The sequence below is a fragment of the Aeromonas lusitana genome (assembly GCF_002812985.1).
GTDB classification, from domain to species: Bacteria; Pseudomonadota; Gammaproteobacteria; order Enterobacterales; family Aeromonadaceae; genus Aeromonas; species Aeromonas lusitana.
In genome coordinates, this window is record NZ_PGCP01000014.1 from 68,067 (window position 1) to 83,980 (window position 15,914).

Sequence of the window (15,914 nt, forward strand, 5' to 3'; positions counted from 1 at the left end):
TCATGGTTGTTACAACTGAAAAGCGCGAAGCCGTCGAGGCGTTCGCCCAGCAAGTCGAGGTGGTGGAGGGGCGCTCCCTGTGGAAGGATGCCCGCCGCCGTTTCCTGCGCAACAAGGCGGCGCTGACCAGCCTCATCATCCTGACCATCATAGGGTTGGCGGTGATCGTCGGCCCGCACCTGTCCCAATACACCTTCGATGATCCGGACTGGGGTGCCATGCAAACCGCGCCTGACATGGAAACCGGTCACTGGTTCGGTACCGACAGCCTGGGGCGCGATCTGTTCGTGCGCACCCTGCTCGGCGGTCGCATCTCGCTCATGGTCGGCATCATGGGGGCCCTGGTGGCCGTCATCATAGGCACACTGTACGGCGCGGCCTCCGGTTTCATCGGCGGTCGCATCGACAGCCTGATGATGCGGGTCCTCGAGATCCTCAACGCCTTCCCCTTCATGTTCTTCGTGATCATGCTGGTGACGTTTTTTGGCAGGAACTTGGCACTCATCTTCCTCGCCATCGGCGCGGTGAGCTGGCTCGACATGGCGCGGATCGTGCGCGGCCAGACCCTGAGCCTCAAGAGCAAGGAGTTCATCGAGGCGGCCCACGTCTGTGGCGTTTCCAAGTGGAAGATCATCACCCGTCACATAGTGCCGAACGTGCTCGGTATCGTGGCCGTTTACGCCACCTTGCTGGTGCCGGGCATGATCATGTTCGAATCCTTCCTGAGTTTCCTCGGCCTCGGTGTCCAGGAACCCATGACCAGCTGGGGTGCCCTGCTGGACGAAGGCTCCAAAGCGATGGAAGTGGCCATCTGGCAACTCTTGTTCCCCGCCGGTTTCATGGTGGTGACCCTGTTTTGCTTCAACTTCCTCGGGGATGGTCTGCGTGACGCCCTCGATCCCAAGGATCGTTGAGAAAGAGCCACGAAAGATCGATAAGGAGTCTTTATGAAATTACTGGATGTGAAAGATCTGCGGGTCGAATTCAAGACCCCGGATGGCAATGTGGTGGCCGTCAACGACCTCAACTTTTCTCTGGCTGCGGGCGAGACCCTCGGCATCGTCGGCGAGTCCGGCTCCGGCAAGTCCCAGACCGCGTTCGCCATCATGGGCCTGCTGGCCAAGAACGGTGTCATCACGGGGTCCGCCAAGTTCCAGGGGGATGAGATCCTCAACCTGCCGGAATCCAAGCTCAACCGTATCCGCTCCGAGAAGATCGCCATGATCTTCCAGGACCCCATGACCTCGCTGAACCCTTATATGAAGGTGAAGGATCAGCTGATGGAAGTGCTGATGCTGCACAAGGGGATGAGCAAGGCGGCGGCGTTCGAGGAGTCTGTTCGCATGCTGGACGCGGTCAAGATCCCCGAGACCCGCAAGCGGATGAACATGTATCCGCACGAGTTCTCCGGTGGCATGCGCCAGCGGGTGATGATCGCCATGGCGCTGCTGTGCCGTCCGCAACTGCTCATCGCCGATGAGCCGACCACGGCGCTGGACGTGACGGTGCAGGCCCAGATCATGACCCTGATGAACGAGCTCAAACGCGAGTTCAACACCGCCATCATCATGATCACCCACGACCTCGGCGTGGTGGCCGGTATCTGTGACAAGGTGCTGGTGATGTACGCCGGTCGGACCATGGAGTACGGCAAGGTCAACGACATCTTCTACCGTCCGAGCCACCCCTATACCGAGGGCTTGCTGCGCGCCATTCCCCGCCTCGATACGGAAGGGGAAGAGCTGCCCACCATCCCGGGTAACCCGCCCAACCTGCTGCGCCTGCCCACCGGCTGCCCCTTCCAGGAGCGCTGCCACAGGGCGAGTGAGATCTGCGGCAAGCAGTCCCCGATCCTGACGCCGTTCAACGACGGTCGCGAGCGGGCCTGCCATTGGGTATCGGATGCCATGAGCAAGGGGGCACACTAAATGGGTACTGACAAGAAACTGCTGCTGGAAGTGTCCGACCTCAAGGTCCACTTCAGCATCAAGAGTGACAAGGCCTGGCCCTGGGCCAAGCCATCCGCGTTGAAAGCGGTGGACGGGGTGACGGTGCGCCTGTATGAGGGGGAGACCCTGGGCGTGGTCGGTGAGTCCGGCTGTGGCAAGTCCACCTTCGCCCGGGCTTTGATCGGCCTGGTGCCGGCCACCGACGGCAAGGTGGTCTGGCTCGGGCAGGATCTGACCAAGCTGGAGCAGGGGGCGCTGCGGGAAAAGCGCAAGGAGATCCAGATGATCTTCCAGGACCCGCTGGCCTCCCTCAACCCGCGCATGACAATCGGTGACATCATCGCCGAGCCCCTCATCACCTTCTATCCCAAGCTCTCAAGGGATGAGGTGAAGGAGAAGGTGCGTGCCATGATGACCAAGGTGGGCCTGCTGCCAAACCTGGTGAACCGTTATCCACACGAGTTCTCCGGCGGCCAGTGTCAGCGCATCGGCATCGCCCGGGCACTGATCCTGGAGCCCAAGATGATCATCTGCGACGAGCCGGTCTCGGCGCTGGATGTCTCCATTCAGGCTCAGGTGGTAAACCTGCTCAAATCCCTGCAAAAGGAGATGGGGCTGTCCCTCATCTTCATCGCCCATGACCTGTCCGTGGTCAAACATATCTCGGATCGGGTGCTGGTGATGTATCTGGGCAATGCGGTGGAGCTTGGCACCCGCCAGGAGATCTTCGCCAATCCCCTGCACCCTTACACCAAGGCGCTGATGTCGGCCGTGCCCATCCCGGATCCGGACTTGGAGCGCAGCAAGGTCATCCAGATCCTGGAAGGGGATCTGCCGTCTCCCATGAATCCGCCGTCCGGCTGCGTGTTCCGCACTCGCTGCCCGGTGGCGGGCCCGGAGTGCGCCAAGACCCGGCCCATGCTGGAGGGGAACTTCGATCACGCTGTCTCCTGCCTCAAGGTGGATCCGCTCTGATCTCGACGCCATGACAAGGGGCGCCCAGGTGGCGCCCCTTTTATTTTGCAAAGGACACACTATGCCCCTTGGCGTTATCTTTCAGGGTTGCTATCATCCGCGCAACAAGGGGAGTAACTTCTCGCCGGTTTGTCGTCATTACGGTGCACGCATGTATGCAGTGGACCCGGCAGCCGGGCAGCAAGTCAATTGCTGTAAGTGAGACCTTGCCGAGAGGCAAGGTGTATCTGCTCCAAACGCAAACCCACGCCTCTCGGTCGTGGGTTTTGTCGTTTTTGGAGAGGTGAAAAATGGGTGAATGGTGGATGTGGACCGGTTTCTTCAGCATAGTGCTGGTCCTGTTATGGATTGACATACGCTTCGTCGGCGGCGGCAAGGCGCACAAGGTGTCGCTCAAAGAGGCGGGGATCTGGTCCCTCATCTGGGTGAGCGTGGCCCTGCTGTTCAACCTGGCCATCTGGCTCTGGCTGGATCACAGCGCCGGCCGTGAAATCGCCAACCAGAAGGGGCTGGAGTTCCTCACCGGCTACCTCATCGAGAAGGCGCTGGCGGTAGATAACGTCTTCGTCTGGTTGATGCTGTTTGGCTACTTTGCCATTCCGGCCGAGCTGCAGCGCCGGGTGCTGCTGTACGGGGTACTGGGTGCCATCGTGATGCGGGCCGGCATGGTGTTCGCTGGCAGCTGGCTCATCGAGCAGTTCCACTGGATCCTCTACCTGTTCGGCGCCTTCCTGCTGCTGACCGGGGTCAAGATGCTGTGGGCCGCGGACAAGGAGCCGGACTTGGCCAACAACCCGCTGCTGGGCTGGATGCGCCGTCGCTTCAAGGTGACCGAGAACCTGGAAGGGGAGAACTTCTTCGTCTGGCGTGATGGTGTGCGCTACGCCACGCCGCTCTTGCTGATCCTGGTGCTGGTGGAAGTGAGCGACCTCATCTTCGCGGTGGACAGTATCCCGGCCATCTTCGCGGTGACCACGGATCCCTTCATCGTGCTGACCTCCAACATCTTCGCCATCATGGGTCTGCGCGCCATGTACTTCCTGCTGGCGGGTGTGGCGGAGCGCTTCGCCCTGCTCAAATACGGCCTGGCGCTGATCCTGATGTTCATCGGGGTCAAGATGTTGCTGCTGGACGTGTTCAAGATCCCGACGGGCATAGCGCTGGGTGTGGTGGCGCTGATCCTGCTGACCTCCATGGGGCTGAGCCTCTGGGTGACGCGCAAGAAAGACGGTGTGAAACCCGTGTGATTGCAAAACCACTAAAAAGGGCTCCCACGGGAGCCCTTTTTCATTTCAGATCCGCTATCAGCGCTTGATCTTCTTGGGGTTGGTATAGCCCCAGATGGTGTACATGTCCGCCAGCAGGGCGCCATTGTACTCTTCCAGATCCGCCTGCTTCACCTCGGCCTCGCCCTGGCGGCCAAACAGCACCACCTCGTCACCGGGTTTCACTCCCTTCAGATCGGTCACGTCCACCATGATGGTGTTCATGGAGGTCTTGCCAACGACCGGCACCTTCTGACCCTGGATCAGCACATAGGCCTTGTTGCTGAGCGCACGGCGATAGCCGTCGGAGTAACCCAGCGGCAGGTTGGCCAGCAGGGAGTCGCGCTTGAGGGTGAAGGTGCGGTCATAGCCGACGGTGTTGCCAGCCGGGTAGTGATTGACCGAGGCGACCTGGGTCTTGAACGCCATCACGCGCTTGTATTCGGTGTAGGAGGGGATGGAGTCGCCGTACAGCAGGCCGCCTGGGCGGACCATGTCGAAGTAGGCATCAGGCACTTCTAGGGTGGCGAAGGAGTTGGCGGCGTGGATGGTGATCTTGCTGCGATCCAGCTTGCCCGCCTCCAGCAGCCACTGGCTGTCGAGCTTGAACTGGGCCAGACCCAGTTTGACGTCCTCTTTTTCCTCCACCGGGAAGTGGGTCATGATGCCGACCGGGGTGATGCCCTTAAGTTGCAGCATGGCCAGGGCCTCGTCCTTGGCACCGGCCTGGCGCAGGTCGATGCCGTTGCGGCTCATGCCGGCGGAGTTCAGGCCAATGTGCACCGGTACCTTGGTGTTATGACGCAGGGCGATGTCGGAGATGCCCTTGGCGCTCTCCAGGCTGCCGATGAGCTCTTCCAGCTTGTAGGGCAGCGCCTGCTCCACCTCGGTGGGGGTGGCGGCGCGGACCCGCATCAGCCGGCCTTCGAAGCCTTTCTCACGGGCCACGCGAGCCTCTTCGTTGCTGGCGATGCCGATGCAGGGGATGTTGGCCTTGACCACGGAAGGCACCAGCAGATCGATGCCGTGGCCGTAAGCGTCCGCCTTCATGATGGCGCAGATCTGCGGGCCCTTGTCACCGAGGCGATCCTTGAGAGTCTGGATGTTGTGCTCAAAGGCACCCAGATCCACTTCCAGCCAGGCGTTGGCAGCGGTCTGCTCCTGACCGTTGCGGGTGTCACTGGCGAGCGGCAGGTAGGGGGCGGCGACCGCCTGGCCGGCCAGCAGGCCGAAGACCAGGGTGGCGAGCAGGGTTTTCTTGTGCATGGGATGATTCCTTCTTATTGTTCCTGTTGAGGAGGTCTGGATTCAGACGCGAGAGACGGTGTTGCTGGGCTGTTGATTCTATGTAGATGATCTCTTTAACTTTTTACCCAGCCACCGGCGATGCGAGTGTATCTCATTGGCGCCATTCGTGGCACATTTTGCAGGAAGAAAATATGCGATTCGAGCAGCGGATCCCACCCTTGTTGCTGTTTGCCGTCATAGTGCTCGCCATGTGGTTGGGGAGCGAAGAGGCGAGGGGCAGGGGCGTCTGGTTGATACTGGCCACGGGCCTCTGGCTGGCGGGAGCTGTGCTCGGGGGCGGGGCACTGATGCACTTTCGACGCCAGCGCACCACGGTCAATCCCATTCGCCTGCAGCAGAGCCGGGTGCTGGTGACCCAGGGGGTCTATCGCATCAGCCGCAATCCCATGTACCTGGGGCTCTTGTGCTGGCTGATGGCGCTGGCCTGTTATCTCGGCGGGGTTTGGGTCTGGCTTGGCCCCTTGTTGCTGCTGGCCTGGCTCACCCGTTTTCAGATACTGCCGGAAGAGCGGGCCCTGCGCGCCCGTTTCGGGGTCGCCTATGTGCAGTACTGCCATCGGGTGAGGCGCTGGTGCTGACGTGCGAACAACAAAAAGGCCCGCAGTTGCGGGCCTTTTTCATGAGGATTTCTCTCACGCCTTGGCGAGTTCGCCCTCGTCCAGGGGCTGGGTCTCCCCCAGGCTGTCCTCTGTCTTGGCGACCACGCTGGCGGCGATGGCGTTGCCCAGCACGTTGGTGGCGGAGCGGCCCATGTCGAGGAAGTGGTCGATGCCGAGCAGCAGCAACAGGCCGGCTTCCGGGATGTGGAACTGGTTCAGGGTGGCGGCGATCACCACCAGGGAGGCGCGTGGCACACCCGCCATCCCCTTGGAGGTGACCATCAGCAGCAGCAGCATGGTGATCTGCTGGGCCATGGAGAGCTCGATGCCATAGGCCTGGGCGATGAACATGACCGCGAAGGTGCAGTACATCATGGAGCCGTCCAGGTTGAAGGAGTAACCCATGGGCAGCACGAAGCTGGCGATGCGCTTGTCACAACCGAACTTTTCCAGTCGGTCGAGCGTCTTGGGGTAGGCGGCTTCGGAGCTGGCGGTGGAGAAGGCCAGCAGGATGGGCTCGCGGATCATGGCGAGCAGGGTCAGCACCCGGCGACGAATGAACAGGCTGCCCATCAGGATCAGCAGCAGCCAGAGGCAGGCCAGCGCCAGGTAGAACTGGGCCATGAAGCTGCCGTAGGTGACCAGGATGCCGAGGCCCTCCTTGGCGACCATGGCGGCGATGGCGCCGAACACCGCGAAGGGTGCGAAGTTCATCACGTAGCCGGTGACTTTCAGCATGATCTCGGCGGTGCTGGCCATCAGGGTGACCACGGGTCTGGCCAGATCGCCGAGAGCGGCGGCGGCCAGGCCGAAGAACAGGGAGAACACCACTATCTGCAGGATCTCGTTGGTGGCCATGGCTTCGATCACGCTTTTCGGGATGGCGTGGGTCACGAAGTCCTTGAGGGTGATGGCGCCGGCGGCGACCCCTGAGGTCGCGGTGTCATCGGGCAGGGAGAGGGAGAGGCCCACACCCGGTTGCAGCAAGGTGACCATCACCAGCCCCAGTGTCAGGGACATGAGCGAGGCCAGCATGAACCAGCCGAGGGTCTTGGCGCCGATGCGGCCCACGGTACGGGTGTCGCCCATCTTGGCGATGCCGACCACCAGGGTGGTGAACACCAGAGGCGCGATGATCATCTTGATAAGACGCAGGAAGATGTCGGTCAAGATGGTGATGTTGCTGGCAAAATCGGCTGCCTCTGCAGGCGCCAGCAGGCGGTAGCCCTGGCCAGTAGCAATGCCAAGCAGCATCGCGATAAGGATGGCTACCGTCAATTTGTTCATTTTCATGGGGGTGTCCCAGTGTCGATATTGCAGTGCGTGTGCCGGTGGCAAGGGTGCCACCTTAGTCCGTTTTTGTGATCCGGGCCATGGAATCCTGACAGCCGGTGTGCTCGCAGCATGCCTAATCACGAAATGGAAATCCAGCGGCTTATGGCAGAACTTTATGTTGTTATTAGTTGTATGTGATATGGATCTTGCATTTAACTTATATTAATCACTGTTTATTTTTGCATTTGCAATATAAATCGCTTCCATACTCTTCTCGCTCGAGGGTCGGTGAGCCAGGGTGAAGATCAGCAGGGCCGAGATGCGATGCTCCACGTGCATCTCGTCCATGAAGGTATCGGGTTCGTATTCATCGAAGCCAAACTGGGGGCGCGTCTGGGTGACTCTCACCGCGTCTCGCGCCAGGGTCAGCTCCTGCACGTCAACCCAGGCATAGCCCTGCGCCAACGCCATCTCGCCCGCCCGCTTGAGCACGTATTTACGGGCCGTCTCCCTGTCCACCAGATCGTTGCCCACAAACTCCAGCTGCCACTTGTCGGCGCCAAGACGGGTCTCGGAGAAGCCGGTCTGGCCGTTCCAGAAGGATTTCTCGCTGTCATAGGCGGTGGCGCAGCCACCGAGCTGGGTCAGCAACAGGGCGCACAGGGCGAGGCAAAGGAGGGGAGAGCGGGGGAGCGACATCTTGCAGGCCGGTTGACGAAACACCGGATCACTAGAGCACAAACCCCGGAGCGAGACAATCATAGGCAAACGGATGACGAGGCGCCTTGCCGTGTTCCAAGGCTGGCAACCCCGATGCGGAGCCAAAAGAAAAGGCCTTGTCGTTTGACAAGGCCTTTCTCGGGGAATTTGGTCGGTGTGAGAGGATTCGAACCTCCGACCCTCTACACCCCATGCAGATGCGCTACCTGGCTGCGCTACACACCGACGGAGTCAGCTCGGCTGACGGGGGCTGAGTTTATGGATATGGTCCTGCCCTGTCAACAGGGGAAATGGTACTTCGAGACCGTTCGCCTGCTTTGCGAGCAACTTCGGATCAAAGTGCGACCAAGGGCTCCCTTTTTCGGCGCCAATCCGCCCGCCCCTATGAAAAACGGCCGCCCTGATGGGCGACCGTTTGGCACTCACTGCCATAAGGCCGTGATCAGCGGTTGAAGGTCAGCCGCTTGCCGAGCACCGGATCGGTGACCTGGCCGTTTTGCCAGGCGATCTGGCCGTTGACCAGGGTCACCTCAAGGATGGCGCTCTGGAAGCGGTTAACCTCTCATATCAGCGGTTGAAGGTCAGCCGCTTGCCGAGCACCTGATCGGTGACCTGACCGTTTTGCCAGGCAATCTGGCCGTTGACCAGGGTCATCTCGATGGTGCTCTGGAAGCGGTAGCCGTTGAACGGCGACCAGCCGCACAGGTAGAGCAGGTTGCTGTCGTTGACCACATAGGGCTTGCCGAGATCCAGCAGCACCAGGTCGGCGAAGTAACCCTCGCGGATGTAGCCACGATCCTGCACCTGGAAGCGCTCGGCCACCGCGTGGGAGGTCTTCTTGACGATGGTCTCCAGTGAGAAGACACCGTTGTGGTAGAGCTCCAGCAGGGCCTGCAGAGAGTGCTGCACCAAGGGCACGCCGGACGGCGCCTTGAAGTAGCTGTTCTGCTTCTCTTCCCAGGTGTGGGGGGCGTGGTCGGTGGCGATGATGTCCAGCACGTCGTTGCGTACCGCATCCAGCAGGGCATGCTGATCCGCCGCGCTCTTCACCGCCGGGTTGCACTTGATCTGGCTGCCCAGGGTGTCGTAGTCCGCCTCGTTGAAGAAGAGGTGATGCACGCACACCTCGGCGGTGATGTTCTTGTCTTTGAGATCCTTCAGATCCGGCGTCGCGGTAAAGAGCGACAGCTCCTTGGCCGTGGTCAGGTGCAGCACATGCAGCTTGGCGCCGTATTTCTTCGCCAGCCCCACCGCCATGCTAGAGGATTTGTAGCAGGCATCGGCGCTGCGGATGCGGCCGTGCTCGCGCATCGGCACGTCCTCGCCCCACTTGGCGCGGGCCTCGTCTTCCAACACCTTGATGGACGGGGTGTCCTCGCAGTGGGTGACTATCATCACCGGACTCTCGCGGAAGATGGCCGCCAGGGTCTCCTGGTTGTCTACCAGCATGTTGCCGGTGGAGGCACCCATGAAGATCTTGATGCCGCAGGACTGCTTGGGATCGAGCTTCTTGATCTCTTCCAGGTTGTCGTTGGTGGCACCCAGGTAGAAGCTGTAGTTGGCGGCGGCGGAGTTGGCGGCTATCTGGTATTTGGCTTCGAGGACATCGATGGTGGTGGTCTGGGGATTGACGTTGGGCATTTCCATGAAGCTGGTGGTTCCACCTGCCACGGCGGCCCGGGATTCACTGGCGATGGTGCCCTTGTGGGTCAGGCCGGGCTCCCGGAAGTGGACCTGATCGTCGATCATCCCGGGGATGAGGTGACGACCCGCGGCATCGATCACCACGGCATCCGGGGCGCTGATGTCGGGGGCGATGCGCGCTATCCTTTCCCCCTCGATCAACACGTCGGATGCATAGATGCGGCCTTCGTTGACCAGGGTGGCATTCTTGATAAGCAATTTGTTCATGGGGGGTTCCAGTTCCTTTGCCGATAATCCGGGGTCATAATATCCCAAACTGCACTTTCTCTGTAGCAAGGTCTGAGTGATGAAGTTATTTGTAAGAGATTTGACCGTTATCGACTCCAGCTATCTGTGTGAACGCCGTGGCATGGTAGGGGAGAGCTGGCTGGTCGACATCGAAATGAGCGGTGAGCTCAACGAGATGAGCATGCTGCTGGACTTCGGCCGGGTGAAGAAACTCATCAAGTCCATCATAGACGAAGAGGTGGATCACAAGCTGCTGGTGCCGACCGGCTGTGGCCTGGTACACATAGCTGCGCTGGATAACGACGAGTGCACAGTGGATCTGTTGCGCCCGGCGCGCTCCATCCATCTGCGCAGCCCGTCCCAGGCATTCGCCTTCATTCCGGCGCCACAGGTGGACAAGGAATCCGTGACCCGTTACCTGCTGGGGGTGCTGGCCACCCGCTTGCCGGGCAACATCAAGGACTTGTCCCTGACCCTGCGCCAGGAGCGTCTCGACGGCGCCTTCTACCACTACAGCCATGGCCTGAAGAAGCACGACGGCAACTGTCAGCGCATCGCCCACGGTCACCGCTCTCCCATCGAGATCTTGGTGGATGGGGAGCGGGACGAGGAGCTGGAGCTGAACTGGGCCGAGCGCTGGAACGACATCTACCTCGGCACCCAGGAAGATCAGGTCTCCCTGTCCGAGCTGGATTTAAGCGATCTTGCCAAGGCCCATCTGGGTGAGCATCACCTCGGCTTCAAGTACGTGGCACCCCAGGGGCTGTTCCAGCTGGCCATGCCGGCGGCGGAGGTGGAGATGATCGACACCGACACCACCATAGAGTTGCTGGCTCACTACATTGCCCGCGAAGTGAAAAAGCAAGTGGGTGACAAGTTCGTGAAGATCGTCGCCTATGAAGGGGTCGGCAAGGGCGCCATCGCCTACGCCTGATCTGGCAATAAAAAAGGCTCCCGATGGGAGCCTTTTTTATTGCCTGCGTGGCGGCTGACAGGCCTTAGCTGCGGCCCTGGGCCAGCAGACGGACGGCGAGCAAACCGAGAACTGTGGCCATCAGATAGCGTTGCACCGCGAGCCAGAGCCGGTGGCGGGCAAACCAGCCCGAGATCTGGGCGGCAGACAGGGCTATCCCCAAGTTGACGGCGGCGCTGATAAGCAGTTGTACCGTGCCGAGTTGCAGGCTCTGGCCGAGCACTGAGCCCGTATCCGGTGAGATAAATTGGGGCAATACCGAGAGATAGAAGATGGCGACCTTGGGGTTGAGCACGCTGGTGAGCAGGCCCATCAGAAACAGCCGGCCGGCGGAGTGGGCGGGCAAGGAGGATGGCTCGAACGGGGAGATCGAGCCAGGTTTTATCCCCTGCCAGGCCATCCACAGCAGGTAGAGGGCGCCGGCGACTTTAAGCAGCTCATAGCCCATGGGGATCGCCATGAAGAGCGCGGTCAGGCCGACGGCGGCGCACAGCATGTGGACGCTGAAGCCGAGCACCACGCCCCCCCATGACATGATGGCCGCCACCCGCCCCTGGCAGAGGGCGCGGGAGAGCAGGTAGATCATGTTCGGGCCCGGGGTCAGGGCCATCAGCAGGGAGGCGGCGGCAAACAGCAGTAACTGGCTAAGGGAGATCATGACCACATCCTGAGGGCGACCGGGTCGCAAAGGGAAACATAGGGCCATGCTGGCTCAGGGGAGGGCGGCTGTCCGTGACCGGGATCAGTCTTTTCCCCTCTGGCCTGCACGGCAATGGAAGCGGCAATGAAAAAGGGGCCCGTCGGCCCCTTCACAATACGGTGTGGAACGAGTCAGGCGCTCAACCGGAAGCGCTGCACCAGCCCCTCTTGTTGCTCGGCCAGGGAGTCGAGCTGCTGGCTGGTCTCGGCCACCTTCTCGATGCCCTGATAGTTGAGATCCGAGATATCCGAGATGCGGTTGAGGTTGGTGGCGATGTCGGCGCTGGTGGCCTGCTGCTGCTCGGCGGCGGAGGCGATCTGGCTCGACATGTCGCTGATCAGCACCACGATCCCCTGCACCTCCTCCATGGCATTGTTGGCCTGGGAGCTCTGATCCATGCAGCTGTCCATCTCGCGGGAGCACTCCTGCATCACGTTGACCGCCCGGGCGACCCCCTGCTGCAGGTTTTCGATCATCTGCTGGATCTCGCTGGTGGACTGGGCGGTGCGGCCTGCCAGGTTGCGCACCTCGTCCGCCACCACCGCAAAACCACGGCCCTGCTCGCCAGCGCGGGCGGCCTCGATGGCGGCGTTCAGCGCCAGCAAGTTGGTCTGCTCGGCGATGCCGCGGATGACGTCGAGTATGTTGCCAATCTGGCCGCTCATGGCGCTCACGTCGCCGATGACGGCACCGGTTTGCTGCAACTTGCCCGCCAGCTGATGGGTGGTGGTGATGTTGCCAGCCATCACCTTGCGCCCCATCTGCGATGCCTTCTCCACGTCCATCACCCGCTCCAGGGTCTGGTTGGCGGCCTGGGCGACTTCCCGCACCGAGGCTTCCATCTCGGTCATGGCGGCGGCGACCGAGGCTGTCTCCTGGCGCTGCTTCTCGAGATCCGCGCGCACCGCTTCCGTGGTGTGGCGGTTGTCATGGGCCGCGCTGTTGAGCTGGTTAGACGCCTGGGAGAGCTGCTTGAGCACATCCCCCATCTGCTGGATAAGCAGGTTGATCTGGCTGCCGAGCTGGCCGAATTCGTTCTGGCTCTTGAAGCCGACTCTCTGGGTCATGTCGCCCTGGGTCACCTCGGTCAGCACTCGTAGCAACTCTTTCAGCGGACGGCGAATAGCCTTGCCCAGGGTGAAGGCCACCAGGATGGCGACCAGGATGGCGATGACGATGCTGATGGCCTGGGTGAGGGTACTCTGGGTCTGCACCTGGTCGGAGGCGCGGATGCTGGCGTTCATCAGCTGCTGGCTCTGGGCCGTGATCCCCTCCAGCTTGTTCTGGATGCTGACGATGAGCTGGCTCGCCTGCTTGCTCTGCTCACGCATGGCCTGTTGCTGCTTCATCAGCGCCAGATACTGGGAGAGCACCCCTTCGTTGCCCGTGGTGTCGCGTACGAACCCATGGACGTAATGGCCCATGTTGTTGTCAAAGTCCGTGAGCTCACCCTGCAGATCCTTGATGGTGCTGTTGAAGCTCTCGATCTGCATCTTGTTCCGCTTGAGCGCCCCTTCGATGGGGGCCGGTATGGTCTGGTTGAGCGCATCCATGGTGGAGAGCTCGATGGCGGAGAGCTTGGTGGTCAGGGTCTCGGACAGCATCTTGATGAAGCTGTCATCGATGGAGACCATCATGTCACTCAGGTTCTTCTTGAACTGGGGCAGGCTGACCTGGAACTGGCCCTTGGCTTGGTTGACCTTGTGCAGCCGGGTGAGCAGGGCTTCATGCTCGGTGGGCAGGGTCTGGGTCAGTTGCAGGTAATCGCTCACCAGCTTGCCGAGGGCGGCCATCTCGGCCTGCAGCTCGGGGTGGGTGGCAACCTGCTGCTTGAGAGTGGCCAGCATCTTGTCGACCTGGGCCTTGGCCTGCTGCAACTCGGCCACTTCCCCTGGCAGCAACTTGGGATCCTGTTCGGTGAGCACGTCGGTGAGCCACTTGTTGGCGCTGAGGAGGCTTATCTGGGTCTGGCTGCTGGCGATCACCAGGGGCATGGACTGCTGGGTGACTTGATCCAGCGCCCCGCTCAGCTCACTCTGGCCGCGAAAGGTCAGTACCGCGCTGGCGACCATGACGGCGACCAGGATGGCAAAGCCAAAATAGACTCTCTGTAAGATCGAGAGGTCTGACATAGTTTGTTTCATTATTGTCCCGCTGTCTGTGCAAAAGTCCCTTGCCTGAGTACCCCGTCCTTTTGATACCCTGCATGACCCGGGTGGTCACGACATGGAGGACGTCTCCCTGACTATCGGTATTCTTAACAATAACTGAAGCGATTGGGACAACGGCTGTGCCAAATATCGGCTTGTGTCACACTTGACGGGCTTTGGCGATGAGTTCGGGATTCGCTTGAGATGTGTTTACAATTTTCTTTTTCATATAAAGGAGTTACCCATGGCGCATGAAACCATTTTCAGCAAAATCATCCGCAAAGAGATCCCCGCCGACATCCTTTATCAAGACGATCTGGTGACCGCGTTTCGCGATATCCAGCCCAAGGCCAAGACCCATATCCTGATAGTGCCGAACGTGCTGATCCCCACAGTCAACGACGTGGAGCCGGAGCACGAGCTGGCGCTGGGCCGCATGTTCACAGTGGCGCGCAAGCTGGCGAGTGAGGCCGGGATCGCCGAAGACGGCTATCGCCTCATCATGAACTGCAACCGCCACGGCGGGCAGGAGGTCTATCACATCCACATGCACCTGGTCGGCGGCCAGTCTCTGGGGCCCCTGCTCAGCCTGTGATGCGGTTCGTGTCAGTGACCGGCCTGCTGTTGGCCGGTCTGCTGCTGGGGGGCTGCGCCTCCCACTGGCAGGATCTCTTCGTCTCCTATTCGGATCAGATGGTGCCCCTGCGCAACCAGTTGTTGCTGGGCCATGCCGCAGAGGCCCTGCCCGAGGTGCGTGACTCCGAGCTGGGGGATGACACCTATGTGTTGGATCGCCTCGAGCAGGGGCGCATCGCCTGGCTCGCCGGGCAGGATGCGGGCAGCAAGCAGGCCTTCGCCGCCGCCGACAGCCGCCTCGCCTGGGAGGATGAACAGGCCCAATACCGGCTGAGCCGCGGCCTGGCCCAGGCGGGCAGCCTGCTCACCAACGATCAGACCATGGCCTATCGGGTGCCGGATTACGAGCGCACCATGCTGCACCACTATCTGGCCCTCAATTACCTGCAACGGGGTGACGCCGAGGGCGCCCTGGTGGAGGTGCGCCGTGCCAATCAGGTGCAGGAGCAGGCCCTCAAGACTCGCGCCGACGAGGTGCGGGCGGCCAAGGCGCAACAGGAAGAGGGCGGGGATGAGCAGATGCGCCAACAGGTGTCGCGCGGAATGCCGGAGCTCGATCGGCTGATAGGCCAGGTGAAGAACGGTTTCCAGAACGCCTACACCTTCTACTTCTCCGGCGTGCTCTACGAGGCGAGCGGGGATCTCAACGATGCCTGGGTGGATTACCAGCGCGGTTACCAGATAGCGCCGGACAACCTGAGCCTGCAGGTTGCCCTGCTGCGTCTCGCGCGCCTGCGCGGCTCCCCGGACGAGCTGCGCGAGACGGAGAAGAAGCTGGGCCGCAAGGCACCGCCGCTGGTCCCTTCTATAGCCAAGAATCAAGGCCAGCTGGTGGTGCTGTTTGAGGATGGCCTCATCCCGGCGCGGCGGGAATTCTTCCTGCCGCTGCCCATCGCCACCTCGGGCGGGGATTTTCGCACCTTTACCGTGGCCGTGCCCTATTACGACAATAGGGCCAGCGACAGCGGGCCGCTCGCGGTGAGCGTGGGGAACCGCCATGAACAAACCAGTGCGCTTGTGCGACTCGAGGCGCTGGCCGCCAAGGACTTGCAGGAGCGACTGCCGGGCATGTTGACCCGCCAGGCGCTGCGGTTGCTCAGCAAAGAGCAGCTCAGGCGCTCCGCCGCCAAGGAGGGAGGTGATGTAGGCAATATCCTGGTCGGCATCTTCAACACCTTGTCGGAGCGCGCCGATACCCGCAGCTGGCTCACGCTGCCGGCCCAGGCCTCCAGCTGGCAAGGGTCACTGCCGGCAGGGGACATCAGGCTCACCCTGGGGGCGGGCAGCGCCATGCGCGAGTTGCCGCTGACCATACATGCAGGGCAAACCACGCTAGTGTGGGTGCAGCGCCTCGGCAACCGCCTGACCACCCGGGTGATGCCGCTGTAAGTCCAAGCGAATGAGGAGCCTCGCCCGCACTGTGCGGCGCGAG

At 61.4% G+C, this 15,914-nt stretch carries 14 protein-coding genes and 1 tRNA gene; 8 read left to right on the top strand and 7 right to left on the bottom strand.

Going from position 1 to position 15,914, the window contains the following annotated elements; translation table 11 throughout:
* The first annotated feature begins 2 nt into the window (after positions 1-2).
* The 4 genes from oppC to CUC44_RS10125 all read left to right on the top strand — a co-directional run bounded on the left by oppC (position 3) and on the right by CUC44_RS10125 (position 4,171).
* Entirely contained in the window at positions 3-914 is a 912-nt protein-coding gene (gene oppC / locus CUC44_RS10110; protein WP_100859840.1) for an oligopeptide ABC transporter permease OppC, read from the top strand.
* Positions 915-947: 33 nt separating this feature from the next.
* Positions 948-1,928: an ABC transporter ATP-binding protein gene (oppD, locus tag CUC44_RS10115; RefSeq protein WP_100859841.1), complete on the top strand. Its 981-nt coding sequence runs from the start codon at positions 948-950 to the stop codon at positions 1,926-1,928.
* Complete coding sequence (oppF, locus tag CUC44_RS10120) at positions 1,929-2,924, top strand: murein tripeptide/oligopeptide ABC transporter ATP binding protein OppF (RefSeq protein ID WP_100859842.1); 996 nt, start codon at positions 1,929-1,931, stop codon at positions 2,922-2,924. It abuts the gene before it with no gap.
* A gap of 290 nt (positions 2,925-3,214) precedes the next feature.
* On the top strand, positions 3,215-4,171 hold the full coding sequence (locus tag CUC44_RS10125; RefSeq protein ID WP_100859843.1) for a TerC family protein: 957 nt from the start codon (positions 3,215-3,217) through the stop codon (positions 4,169-4,171).
* 57 nt (positions 4,172-4,228) lie between these two features.
* Here the strand turns inward: CUC44_RS10125 and alr are convergent, their stop codons facing one another.
* Positions 4,229-5,455: an alanine racemase gene (alr, locus tag CUC44_RS10130; protein WP_100859844.1), complete on the bottom strand. Its 1,227-nt coding sequence runs from the start codon at positions 5,453-5,455 to the stop codon at positions 4,229-4,231.
* A 173-nt stretch (positions 5,456-5,628) separates the two neighbouring features.
* Between alr and CUC44_RS10135 the strand changes: the two genes are divergently transcribed.
* Positions 5,629-6,075: a methyltransferase family protein gene (locus CUC44_RS10135; protein ID WP_100859845.1), complete on the top strand. Its 447-nt coding sequence runs from the start codon at positions 5,629-5,631 to the stop codon at positions 6,073-6,075.
* 54 nt (positions 6,076-6,129) lie between these two features.
* Here CUC44_RS10135 and CUC44_RS10140 read toward each other — a convergent pair whose 3' ends face one another.
* The 4 genes from CUC44_RS10140 to CUC44_RS10155 all read right to left on the bottom strand — a co-directional run bounded on the left by CUC44_RS10140 (position 6,130) and on the right by CUC44_RS10155 (position 10,002).
* Positions 6,130-7,389: a dicarboxylate/amino acid:cation symporter gene (locus CUC44_RS10140; RefSeq protein WP_100859846.1), complete on the bottom strand. Its 1,260-nt coding sequence runs from the start codon at positions 7,387-7,389 to the stop codon at positions 6,130-6,132.
* Positions 7,390-7,593: 204 nt separating this feature from the next.
* A complete protein-coding gene (locus CUC44_RS10145) occupies positions 7,594-8,070 on the bottom strand; it encodes a CC0125/CC1285 family lipoprotein (protein ID WP_100859847.1) in 477 nt (158 codons plus the stop codon).
* A gap of 169 nt (positions 8,071-8,239) precedes the next feature.
* Positions 8,240-8,316, bottom strand: a tRNA-Pro gene (locus tag CUC44_RS10150).
* A gap of 342 nt (positions 8,317-8,658) precedes the next feature.
* Positions 8,659-10,002 (bottom strand): dihydroorotase, encoded by a 1,344-nt coding sequence (locus CUC44_RS10155; protein ID WP_100859848.1) that lies wholly within the window; start codon positions 10,000-10,002, stop codon positions 8,659-8,661.
* A 79-nt stretch (positions 10,003-10,081) separates the two neighbouring features.
* Between CUC44_RS10155 and CUC44_RS10160 the strand changes: the two genes are divergently transcribed.
* Positions 10,082-10,957 (top strand): 6-carboxytetrahydropterin synthase, encoded by an 876-nt coding sequence (locus tag CUC44_RS10160; RefSeq protein ID WP_167388858.1) that lies wholly within the window; start codon positions 10,082-10,084, stop codon positions 10,955-10,957.
* 64 nt (positions 10,958-11,021) lie between these two features.
* Here the strand turns inward: CUC44_RS10160 and CUC44_RS10165 are convergent, their stop codons facing one another.
* Positions 11,022-11,654: a LysE family translocator gene (locus tag CUC44_RS10165; protein WP_100859849.1), complete on the bottom strand. Its 633-nt coding sequence runs from the start codon at positions 11,652-11,654 to the stop codon at positions 11,022-11,024.
* 173 nt (positions 11,655-11,827) lie between these two features.
* On the bottom strand, positions 11,828-13,840 hold the full coding sequence (locus CUC44_RS10170) for a methyl-accepting chemotaxis protein (RefSeq protein ID WP_100859850.1): 2,013 nt from the start codon (positions 13,838-13,840) through the stop codon (positions 11,828-11,830).
* 250 nt (positions 13,841-14,090) lie between these two features.
* Between CUC44_RS10170 and hinT the strand changes: the two genes are divergently transcribed.
* Positions 14,091-14,441 carry a purine nucleoside phosphoramidase gene (gene hinT, locus CUC44_RS10175; RefSeq protein WP_100859851.1) on the top strand — a complete coding sequence of 117 codons (351 nt, stop codon included), beginning with the start codon at positions 14,091-14,093 and terminating at the stop codon, positions 14,439-14,441.
* Positions 14,441-15,871 carry a COG3014 family protein gene (locus CUC44_RS10180; protein WP_167388859.1) on the top strand — a complete coding sequence of 477 codons (1,431 nt, stop codon included), beginning with the start codon at positions 14,441-14,443 and terminating at the stop codon, positions 15,869-15,871. Before hinT ends, CUC44_RS10180 begins: the two co-directional genes overlap by 1 nt.
* Positions 15,872-15,914: the final 43 nt, after the last annotated feature.